At 70.6% G+C, this 10,865-nt stretch carries 5 protein-coding genes; 2 read left to right on the top strand and 3 right to left on the bottom strand.

Annotated features, from left to right (window positions below):
* Window positions 1-26: 26 nt before the first annotated feature.
* From AB0J68_RS16695 to AB0J68_RS16685, 3 genes are all read right to left on the bottom strand, one after another.
* Window positions 27-3,608: a LamG-like jellyroll fold domain-containing protein gene (locus AB0J68_RS16695; protein ID WP_363939238.1), complete on the bottom strand. Its 3,582-nt coding sequence runs from the start codon at window positions 3,606-3,608 to the stop codon at window positions 27-29.
* Between the two features lie 92 nt (window positions 3,609-3,700).
* Window positions 3,701-6,901, bottom strand: a complete 3,201-nt coding sequence (locus AB0J68_RS16690) for a DNRLRE domain-containing protein (protein WP_363939236.1) — start codon at window positions 6,899-6,901, stop codon at window positions 3,701-3,703.
* Between the two features lie 723 nt (window positions 6,902-7,624).
* On the bottom strand, window positions 7,625-8,407 hold the full coding sequence (locus AB0J68_RS16685) for an aldo/keto reductase (protein ID WP_363939234.1): 783 nt from the start codon (window positions 8,405-8,407) through the stop codon (window positions 7,625-7,627).
* 94 nt (window positions 8,408-8,501) lie between these two features.
* On the opposite strand from AB0J68_RS16685, the gene AB0J68_RS16680 reads away from it, so the two are divergent.
* Both AB0J68_RS16680 and AB0J68_RS16675 read left to right on the top strand, forming a co-directional pair.
* On the top strand, window positions 8,502-9,551 hold the full coding sequence (locus AB0J68_RS16680) for a DNA polymerase ligase N-terminal domain-containing protein (protein ID WP_363939233.1): 1,050 nt from the start codon (window positions 8,502-8,504) through the stop codon (window positions 9,549-9,551).
* Window positions 9,552-9,565: 14 nt separating this feature from the next.
* Entirely contained in the window at window positions 9,566-10,756 is a 1,191-nt protein-coding gene (locus AB0J68_RS16675; RefSeq protein ID WP_363939232.1) for a threonine synthase, read from the top strand.
* Window positions 10,757-10,865 lie beyond the last annotated feature (109 nt).

Genomic DNA, 10,865 nt, shown 5'->3' with positions numbered 1-10,865 from the left:
CGCGAGGCGGCCCGACGGCCGGGGGATCAGAGGTTCGGCTGTTCCTTGACGGTGAGGTTCAACCGCTGGAGCAGGTTCTTGTCGGCGACGCCGGTGTAGACCCGGACATCGTCGATGGCGCCCGAGAGGTGCTCGCGGAACTGGTCGTCGATGAAGGCCCGACCCAACTGGAGCCCACCGGTGGCGTTGAACGGCTCGGTGAGCTGGACCGAACCGACCACCTCGGCGTTCACGTAGAACAGGAACTCGTGCGTGTAGCCGTTGTAGACCAGGGCGACGAGGTCACCCTTGGTCAAGGTCTTCGGGGCCTCGTCCACCAGAGGGATCAGCTCGACCGCCGCGCCCACCGTGTCGGTGCCCGGCACGGCCAGCTCGTACCGGCCTGCGTTGTTGCACCGGACGATGACCGAGCTGTTGTGCAGGCCCTTCTGCGAGAAGAACGTCATCGGGGTACCCGCGCAACTGCTGGTGAGCTTGACCCGGGCGGTGACGGTGAAGCTGCTGGTCATGTTGGCGTTGAGCGTGGTGCTCGCGTAGCTGGTCGCCTTGCCGGCCAGCTTCAGGTGCCCCCCGCCCAGCAGCGCCGCGGTGGGCGGCGGGAAGACGCCCTTGTAGATCGACGCATCCGGCCCGAGGGTCATCGCCGCCTTGGCGTCGTACTCCGGGCTGCTCGTTCCAGTGGCGGTGTTGAGCTGCCAGTACGCCACCCGGTTGAGGGCCGTTTGCTTCAGCCCGGTGGTCTCGGTGGAGAGGATCGGGCGGTCGAAGAAGGCGACGTCGGCCAGTTCACCGATCCAGCTGTCCGCGTAGCCGCCCTTGACGACGCGCCGGCCGAACTGCACGGCACCCCGGGACTTCGACTGCGACCGCCGGTCGGCGGTGTACAGGTTGGTCCCGTTCACCAGGAGGGAGATCTTCTTGGTGGAGTCGTCGTACGAGGCGGTCAGGTGGGTCCAATCCGTGGTGACCGGGGACGGGGTGGTGCCGGTGGAGAAGACCCGCCACTCACCCAGCGAGATCACGTCGTTGGTCGGGATCCGGAACACCCAGTTCCCGCCCTCCGTACCCAGGCTGAACCCGGGTTCGCCGGTGCCGTCCTGGCTCACGATCGTCTGCCGGCGGGTCGGGTCCGAGGTGCGCACCCAGGCGGTCACCGTGAAGCTGCGTGAGGTGTCCACGGCCCAGAGGGTCTTGTCCGGCTCCTCGGGGTCCATGGTCGTCTTCAGGTAACCGTTCCAGGTGCCGTCGAGTTTCACAGCCGTGTCGAACTGCCCACCGGGACCAGGCACACCGAAGGTGACGCCGCTGCCGGCCACGACGTCGTGGTCCCCGAGCGTGTCCTCCGCCTGCTTGGAGCCGGCGACCTCTGAGAAGGCCCATTGGGACACCGGCGGCCGCTTGCCGACCCGGAAGGTGCAGGAGGCGATGGAGCTGCCCAGACCGGCCTTGTCGACGGCCATGACGTTGAGCGTCCAGGGCCCTTCCTTGGTGGGCTTCCACTGGATGGTGGACGGCCCGCCGGCGGTCGTCGGCCTGATGCTGTTCGCCGAGGACGGGTTGGTGTTGAAGCCCCACCGGTACTCGACCACGTCCGCGGCGGCGGAGTCGAAGGTGAAGCTGGTGGTCAGGCCGAGCTTCTCGTGCCATTCCGCGTCGGTCTTGCAGTCCGGCGAACCGCCGTCGCCGGCGTCGTCCGGCAGGAAGTCGGGCGAGTCGACGTCCGGCGGGGCAGGCTTGGTGGCGTCGTAGATGAACTGGCAGGGGTTACGGGTGCCGTCGGAACTCCACGGTCCCCAACTGGTGTTGTCCGACGCGCGGACCTCCCAGGAGACGACGACGTTCTGCGGGATGTCCGACGGCGCGGTGAGCGTGAAGATCGATCCGCTCGCCTTGAGCAGCGTCGTCGGGTACGACCGCACGGTGTCGGCCTGCGCTCCCGGAGCCCGCCAGGTGAGCCGCCACTCGGCCTTGAGCTGCTCGGTGTGCGCCGATGAGTGGTCCGGGTCGCGGAGCACAGCGGAGAGCTTCGGGATCTTCCACACGTACGGGGCGCCGGAGCCGTAGACGCAGGCGCCACCCGGGTCCGAGGTGAGTTCCGACAGGGCGGGGATCAGCGGGGCGCGGTTGTACTTCACCGAGAGCACGGCATTGTCGCAGAACCGCTTGCTGTGCTGGTAGTTGCCCTCGTTCTCGGCCTTGAGGCCGAGGGTGACCGTGCTCCAGCCGCTCGCCGCCGCGATCTGCACGGCTTCCTTGGCGTCCCAGCTGGCGTTCTGGTTGGTGGAGGTGCAGGTCGCCTGGGTGCTGCTGGGCGCCTTGGTATCCAGCCAGTTGGCGCCACTGCTCCAGCTCGACCCGCCCGGCTGGTTGCTCCAGTTCGTCGACGAGTTGATCGCCTTTGGCAAGAGGTAGAGCTGGGCGTCTTGCGGGGTCGAGTTCCAGGCGTGCTGCATGGTGACCCGAAACTCGGCGCTGAGGATCGTCTTGCCGGAGTACGGCGTGGAGAGGGTGTAGATGACCCGCTTCACCTTGGAGCTGTTGCACAGCTCCGGGCAGAGCCCGATCCGCTCGTGCCGCTTGCCGTCGAACTTCCAGTACTCCTCGTTGGGGTAGCCGCTGTCGACCATGGCCCAGGAGCTGTTGGTGGTGGCCTGCCAGACCGGGTCGAGGTAGACCGGCCAGTTGGTGTCCGGGTCGGCGAGCATCGCCGCGTCCGGGGTGAGGGTGAGCGCGCCGTTGGCGTAGTTCAGCCCCATCGGCGCGACCGTCGAGCTGTCCTCCGGGCCGCGCGCCGTCTCCAGGTCGGTCTCACCGGCGACCGTGGCGGCCGTGGTCGACTCCGCGGCCAGCGTGCCGGAGGTCGTCTCCTGGGCGCTGGCCGTCGTGGTGCCGCCCTCACCGGTCGGGGTGCCGTTGTCCCACATGGTCGGCTGGTCGGCCTCCAGCACCGGGTTCCCGGTGGCCGGGTCCAGCGCGACGATGCCGCCCTCGGGCGTCTCCTGGATGGTCAGGTTCTGGCCCGTGACGCCCAGCTTGAGGCCCTGGAGTTCGGGCGTGTTCGCGGCCTCGGGAGTCTTCAGGACGATCACGTGGGAGAAGCCCTCGACCGTCATGTTGACCACGAGGTCGACGTGCGGGAAGACGTCCGGGTAGACGGCCTGGTCGCCGTTGAGCACCGGCGCGGGCAGGGTGTACGGCCAGGTGAGGGTCATCACCTGGTCGTCCTTGCGGACCACCAGCAGCGGGTCCGCCGCGCCGGTGGAGATCCGCATGTCGATGAGCGCGGCCTTCGGAGTGATCGTCCCGTCGGCGTTCTGCGCCAGCGTGGCGTCGGTGGGGACCCAGGCGTCACCCTGGACCACCCGGACCGGCTGGTTGTGCTCGTTGGCGATCAGGTTGCCGTCCGGCTGCGCGAAGACGTCCCGGTACTCGGTGCGGAAGGCGAGCACCTCGACCGGCTGGCCGAGCGACTCGGCGGCGAGCAGCGCCTCGGCCTCGGTCTCCCGGACCGGGTTCTCCTCCACCGCCGCCACCGGCGCGGTGGCCGGCGAGCGGTCCGCGTGGTCGGCGTAGACGGTGGTGGAGAGCAGGCCGGCGAGGCCCACCATGAGGCCGAGCGTGAAGAGCCGGCCCCGCTTTCTGCTATGACGGGCCACCGTCAGGTCCTCCCCCGTTGAACTGCGCGATTCGTTGTGTGCCATCAGTTGATCGCCGCCCCGAAGAGACCCTTGGCCGTCGGCAGCCCGTTCAGGCCGGGCTGCCAGGTCTGCGCGGGCGTGGTCGTCCCGCCGACCAGGCTCGACCAGTTGAAGGCGTAGACCGCGTCGTCGCCGTACGGCGTGCCGACGAAGAGCTGCTTGGAGGTGGCGCTCATCGAGGTGCCGACGAGTTCCTGCTCACGGAAGCTGCCCGGCAGGCTGCTGCCGCCGCGCTGCAGCGTCACCGGCGTGCCGATCGGGTTGGCCAGCGCCGGGAAGACCCGCACCCGCCCCGAGTCGACAGTCGAGGTCCCGGCGTCCTCGCCGGGGACACCGATCGCGAGGAACATCGTCGAGTTGGTGCCCTCGCTGGTCGCGGCGGTGTTCGCCAGGACCACCTTCTCACCGAGGTAGTCGCCGTCCTCCGAGGCGTACGTGATCGACGGCAGTTCGGTGAAGGTGTTGGCCGCGGTCACGTGGAAGCGGTGCACCAGGCCGGCGTCGGTCGTCGGCGCGGTCGCGCCGGAGAGGGTGATGTCCTCCCCCGGCACACCCACGGCGACCAGCGAGTCCTGCGTCCCAGCCGCGCTACCGACCGGGCGGTACGGGACGAGCGAGATCGACTTACCGAAGTTGTCGTTGGCCTCGGGGTTTTCGGAGACACCCGTCTGCCCCTGGTCCAACACGGCGGCGAGGGTGGGCAGCCCGCTGGTCAGCTTGTTGCTGAAGACGTCGACGGTGCCGGCGAACACCTCGGTGCCGATCGCCTCACCGGGGGCGCCGACCGCCCAGTGGTACTTGGAGGCGGCCACCGAGAATCCGGTCCGGTCGTCGATCTCCGCGTTACCGGGGATGCCGTTGCCCTGGCTGATCGCCACGTTCACATTGCCGCGGATGTAGTGCACCATGCCAGCCAGGGCACCGCTCGTGAAGCTCTCCCACGGCACTCCGATGACCAGGTAGGGCTCGCCGCTCGCGGTCCGGCTGCCGGCCACCGAGTAGCCGAACACGTCCCAGGCCTCGGCGACGTCCGGGACGTTGGTGACGTCTTGGTGGTAGACCAGCGAGGCCGGCCCCTGGGCGAGCCCGGCCGGTGAGCCGAGCAGCACGTAGACCGCACCGGCCCCGTCCTGGCCGCTGATGTTTTGGTAGGGCACGCCGACCGCAAGGTCCGTGCAACCGTCGTTGTTGGCGTCGTACGGCGAGATCGAGAAGCCGAAGCGGTCACTGGACCCGGGTGCGCCCGGGACCTTGGCCACCCCCTCCTGCAGGGTGTGCACGGTGGTGCTGCCGCCGTAGGTGACGTGCACCTGACCGGCGCCCCAGAGGCCGTTGACGGTCACCTCCGGGTCGGCGATTGCCATGTCGGTGACGCCGTCGCCGTTGAAGTCGTTCTCCGCGGTGCCGGCGCAGCCGGTGACCGGGGCGACGGTGGTGTAGACCTGCATCTCGCAGAACGGGGACCAGCGGTCGCTACCGCTGACGCCGTCAGCGGCCTTGACCCGCCAGCGGTAGATGCCGCCGTCGACGAAGGCTCCGGCCGGGACCGTGCTCGCGGCGGTGGCGCCGGAGGCCACGGCGCTGTAGCTGGCCGAGCCGATCGCGGTCTCCGCGTTCATCGCCCACCACTCGAAGGTGACCGTCATCGCGGTGCCGTCACCGTCGGACACGGTGGCTTTGAGCTGCGGGGTGAGGGTGTTGACCTGGGGCCGGCCCGTGCCGGTGACGCAGCTGGTGGCCGGGACGGTGGCCTGGGTGCCGACGGTCGGCCAGGAGTTGTAGGTGACCGACGCCTTCGGGTCCTCGGCGGGGTCGGTACCTTCGCGGGAGCGGAACTGCTTGAACCCGGCCACGTCCGCCTCGTTGGTGGCCCGCAAGCCCATCCCGGCTCGGGTCTTGTTGGCGTCGGCGGCCCGCTGGAAGAAGGTCTTGCCGTCGATGTTCACCCAGGCGTCGGCGCTGGTGCAGCTCGCGCCACCGCCGGCGGTGGCGGTGGACCGGGCGTCGGGCCCGACCGCGTCCCAGGCCGGCTGGTTGGCGAAGGTCGTGGTGTACGTGGCCGGCGCGGTGGTCCAGATCTCCCACGAGACCGGGGTGCAGACCTGCGACCAGTAGTTCCAGAACGACACGGTGGCCGAGTTGATCTGCTTGCCGGCGAGGACCGTGCTGTCCCAGGTGAGGAACGACCGGGTCAGGTGCGGGTTGCTCGGGTCGAGCAGGCCGAGCTGGAGGTTGTTCTGCGTGTTCTGGTCCACACTCGACCCCTCGGTGACGTACGTGTCGAAGGTGGTGGCGAGCGGGTTGACCGTCGGGTCGATGGTCACCGGGTAGGCCGTCGCCGGGTCGCGCAGCCAGGCGCGGTCCGGCGCGAGGGTCAGCTCGACCGTGTCGCCGCGCTTCGCCAGCTCGGTGCGGATCGGCTTCTGCACGGCGGGGTCACCGGTGACCTTGTGCTTCCTGGCGTCCCACATCAGGGGCGCCGGGATGCGGGCGGTCTGCTTGCCGGCGCGGTCCTTGATCGCGATGGCACCGTCCGTGCCCCGGCTCCAGCCGGCCACGCCGGGACCGCTGAACGGGAAGGCCACGCTCTCGACCTGGGCGGCGGCGGCCCGGTTCTTGACCACGAGGAACTGTTGGAATCCGGTCCGGGTGGCCTCGACGACGAGGTCGACCCCGGGGCGGGCGTCGACGTACGTCGCGCGGTTGCCGTGCAGGACCGGCGTGGGCAGCGCCCCCGTCCAGCCCATGGCGACCCGCTGGTCGGCGGAGCCGAGCGCGGCCAGTTCGTGGGTGCCCGCCTCGCGTCTACCCGAGATGCGCAGGTCGCCGGGGTGAGCGACCGGGGTGACGGAGCCGTCCGTCCCGGCCTTGAGGGTGAGATCGACCGGCACCCAGTCGCCGCCGCGGCGAAACCGTTGCATGCCGGCGGCGATCTCGGCCCGGAGCTGCCCGTCGGGCAGGGCGACGACCTCGGTGGTCTCGCTGGTGAGGCTGTCGACCTGCACCGGTTTGCCGGTCTCCCGTGCGGTCCGCAGGGACACCGCCTGGTCGGACCTGTTCTCCACGCCACCCGTCACGCCATCGGGCCCGGCGGCGAGGTACTCCGCCGGTTCGCCCGAGATGCCAGCCAATGCGACCGCCGTCAGCACGGCGACTCCCGCCGCAAGGCATGAACGTACGGTGGCCGTCTTTCGACGTGCCACGAAAACCCCCCGTGTGTCGCCCGTTTGTCGGTCGGGACTGTAGGGAGCGGCCTGCTCTACGCACAAGTAGCGTTACAACTGGTGAGCACAGACGCGGCAATACGGACCTTCCGCCCACAGTGCTCACTCTTCGGAGTTTTACCTGCTCAGAACAGATGCGGCGGACTCGACGAACAGTTGGCCCGGCATCGGCCGAACGACTGGAATACGCCACCGCCGGACGCCGGCTATTGCCACCCGATCAGCGCGGACAGGTCGATCCGACGGCGAATGCGGGCTCTGCGGCGAAGCGCCTGGGGTGGACCGAAATCGCGGAGCGGGCGATGAGCAATTCGCCGACAGCTACCCGCCGGAATTCCTGCATTCGGCCGGCCGAAGAGCCTCGTGGGATGCGCCCGAATAGGGGCCTCCGAACCCACACCCCATCGACGTCCAGGCAGCTCACAGCAACCGCTCCCGACGGCGCACCACCGCTCGTGAATCGACGTCCGGTCGAGGCGCGAATGGGGCGACGGCCCGGTGGTCGGACGCATCCGTCGGTCGACTGGAGGCATGCTCGAGTGGCGACCGCACCGCCGAGGGGGACAACAGCCGCGACCATCGGCGCAGGTAGTTGCCTCAGCCCACCACCCCGCGGAACGCCCACAGGCGGCCGGCAGGTGAATGCTGCCGCCCCTACGATTCCGGGGCGCCCACCTGCCGGACGGCCATCTTACAATGTGGTCAGTCGCCGAGCGCGTCGATGTCGCGCATCTCCTCCGCCGTCAATGAGAAGTGGAAGACGTCGAAGTTGGCGCTGATCCGCTCCGGGGTCACCGACTTCGGGATCACCACGATCTCGTGGTCGATGTGCCAGCGCAGCACCACCTGAGCCGGGGAGACGCCGTGCGCGGCGGCGATCCTGGTCAGCACCGGATCGCTGAGGTCGCTGTTCTTGAAGGGGCTGTACCCCTCCAGCACCACGCCCCGGTCCCGGTGCTCGGCGTGCCGCTGCCGGTCGTACAGCGCGGGGCTCCACCGGATCTGGTTGACCGCCGGGTTCTCCTCCGTCGACTGGATCAACTCGTCGATGTCGCCCGTGCTGTAGTTGCTGACCCCGACGGCACGGGTCAGGTTCTCGTCCCGGGCGGCCAGCAACTCCCGCCACATCGGGATGCTGGCACTGGCGGACGGCGGCCAGTGGATCAACCAGAGGTCCACCTGGTCGACGCCGAGCGCCTCCAGGCTGGCCTCCAACGTCTCGCGCTCCCGGCCCGTCCGGTCGGGCGGGAGCTTGGTGGTGATGAAGATGTCCTCGCGACGCAGCCCGCTCTCCTGGACCGCTCGGCCGACCTCCCGCTCGTTGCCGTACATGGTCGCGGTGTCGAGGTGCCGGTAGCCGGTGTCGAGCGCGGCCAGCACGGCGTCGTAGCCCGCCTGGCCGGTGGCCTGCCAGGTGCCGAAGCCGAGCAGGGGGATCCGCACGTCACCCGGGAGCAGGGCGGTGGGCTGGTCGCTGAGGTCCATGAGGTCCGTTCTACCCCGCCGCGCCCCCGGACGCCGAGCGAACCGGACACTCCGGCGACCAGCGCATTGGCCCGGTTTGCCGGAGAATGCGGGTGTGACGGACCGGCTGGAGGAGTACCGACGCCGGCGCGACGCGGCCCGTACGCCCGAGCCGGTGCCGGAACGCGCCCCCACGGCGACCGGGCCCGACGAGGGCGCCGGCCGCTTCGTCATCCAGCAGCACCACGCCCGCAGCCTGCACTGGGACCTGCGACTGGAGCACGAGGGTGTGCTCGCGTCCTGGGCCGTGCCGCGCGGTCTGCCCCGCGGTCCGGGCCGCAACCACCTCGCGGTGCACACCGAGGACCACCCGATGGAGTACCTCGACTTCTCCGGCGAGATCCCCGCCGGCGAGTACGGGGGCGGCCGGATGGTCATCCACGACCGGGGCACGTACCGCTGCGAGAAGTGGCGCGACGACGAGGTCATCGTGACCCTCGCCGGTGACCGCACCGCCGGCCGCTACGCGCTGTTCGCCACCGGCGGCCGGGACTGGATGATCCGCCGCACCGATCCCGCGCCGCCGGGTTGGACGCCGATGCCCGAGCTGGTCCGCCCGATGCACGCCACGCCCGCCGCCCGGCTGCCCCGCGACCGCGCCGAATGGGGATACGAGTTGCGCTGGGACGGAGTCCGGGCGATGGCGTACGTCTCCGGCGGGCGGTTGCGGCTGCTCTCCGAGACCGACGAGGAGATCACCGGCGGTTACCCGTGGCTGCGCGCGATGGCCGAGGCGCTGGCGCCCACCGAGGCGGTGCTCGACGGCGTGCTCGTCCGCATCGACGGCTCGGGTCGGGTGCGTCCCGCCCGCCCGGCCAGCGGTGGCCGGGTAACGACCGGCGCCCAGTTCCTGCTCGTCGACCTGCTGTGGCTGGAGGGCGTGAGCAGCGTCGACGTCCCGTACGCGCAACGCCGGGAACTGCTCGATGGGCTGGCGTTGGCCGGTACGCACTGGCAGACTCCGCCGTGGTTTCCCGGTGCCGGCGACGAGGCCCTGCGCACCGGGCGGGAGCAGGGGCTACCGGGTGTGGTCGCCAAGCGGCTGGACTCGGCGTACGAGCCGAGCCGGCGCAGCCGACGGTGGCTGAGCATCGACGCGGCCTGACGGCGAGGAGCGACGTGTACCTGACCCACCTGGACTGCCCACGCTGCGGCCTGGAGTACGCCGCCGACAAGCTGCAGAACCTCTGCGAGTGCGGCTCGCCGCTGCTGGCCCGCTACGACCTGCCGGCGGTGGCGAAGGCGGTCACCCCGGAGCGCTTCCCGCTGCGCCCGGCCGACCTCTGGCGGTACCGGGAGCTGCTGCCCGTCGCCGATCCCCGGCACGTCACCACGCTCGGTGAGGGCTGGACACCGCTGCTGCGCGCCCCGGCGTACGGCGCCGAGATCGGCATCGCGGACCTGATGGTCAAGGACGAGGGGTTGATCCCAACCGGCTCGTTCAAGGCGCGCGGCGCCGCGGTCGGCGTGAGTCGGGCTCGCGAGTTGGGCGTCGAGCGGATCGCGATGCCCACCAACGGCAACGCCGGTTCGGCGTGGGCGACGTACGCGGCACGTGCCGGGATGGGCGCCACCATCGTGATGCCGCTGGCGGCGCCGACCATCTGCCGGCGCGAGTGCGTGGCCGCCGGAGCCGATCTGCGTCTGGTGGACGGGCTGATCAGCGACGCGGGCCGCCGGGTGGCCGAGTTGATCGCCGAGTCCGACGGGGCGATCTTCGACGCCGGCACGCTGCGCGAGCCCTACCGCCTGGAGGGCAAGAAGACGATGGGGTACGAGATCGTCGAGCAGCTCGGCTGGCAGGTGCCCGACGTGATCATCTATCCGACGGGTGGCGGGGTCGGCCTGATCGGCATCCACAAGGCTCTGCACGAGATGCGCGAGCTGGGCTGGGTCGGCGACAAGCTGCCCCGGCTGGTGGCGGTGCAGTCGACCGGCTGCGCGCCGATCGTGCGGGCCTTCGCCGCCGGTGAGTCCCGGGCCCAGCCGTGGGAGGACGCGCACACGGTGGCGTTCGGCATCACCGTGCCGTCCCCGTTGGGTGACGAGCTGATCCTGGCCGCGCTGCGGGCGTCCGCCGGCACCGCGGTCGCCGTCGACGACGCGGAGATCCTGGCCGACCTGCGGGACTTCGCCGCCCGCGAGGGTTTGCTGCTCTGCCCGGAGGGAGCGGCCTGCCTGACCGCGGCGCGGCAGCTACGCGCCGGTGGCTGGATCCGCGCCGGGGAACGGGTGGTGGTGCTCAACACCGGCGCGGGGCTGAAGTATCCGGAGACGGTCGACGTCTCCGGCGTACCCGTGCTGGCCTGAGCCGGCACCCCACCGCGGGGGGGGTGGCGGCGGCCGGGCCGACGGGGTGGTGTTGTGGGACGGCGGGGAGTAGCAGTTTTCGCCCGCGGCGCCCGCCCCGCGATTTGGG

It is taken from the genome of Micromonospora sp. NPDC049580, from assembly GCF_040675595.1.
Classification (GTDB): Bacteria; Actinomycetota; Actinomycetes; order Mycobacteriales; family Micromonosporaceae; genus Micromonospora.
This window is presented reverse-complemented; position numbering and strand designations above follow the sequence as displayed.

What these genes read in the sequence shown, in the direction of transcription:
- AB0J68_RS16695 (WP_363939238.1), bottom strand. Translation starts at nt 3,608, where the DNA reads ATGGTGGGCCTCGCCGGCCTGCTCTCCACCACCGTCTACGCCGACCAC.
- AB0J68_RS16685 (WP_363939234.1), bottom strand. Translation starts at nt 8,407, where the DNA reads ATGGACCTCAGCGACCAGCCCACCGCCCTGCTCCCGGGTGACGTGCGG.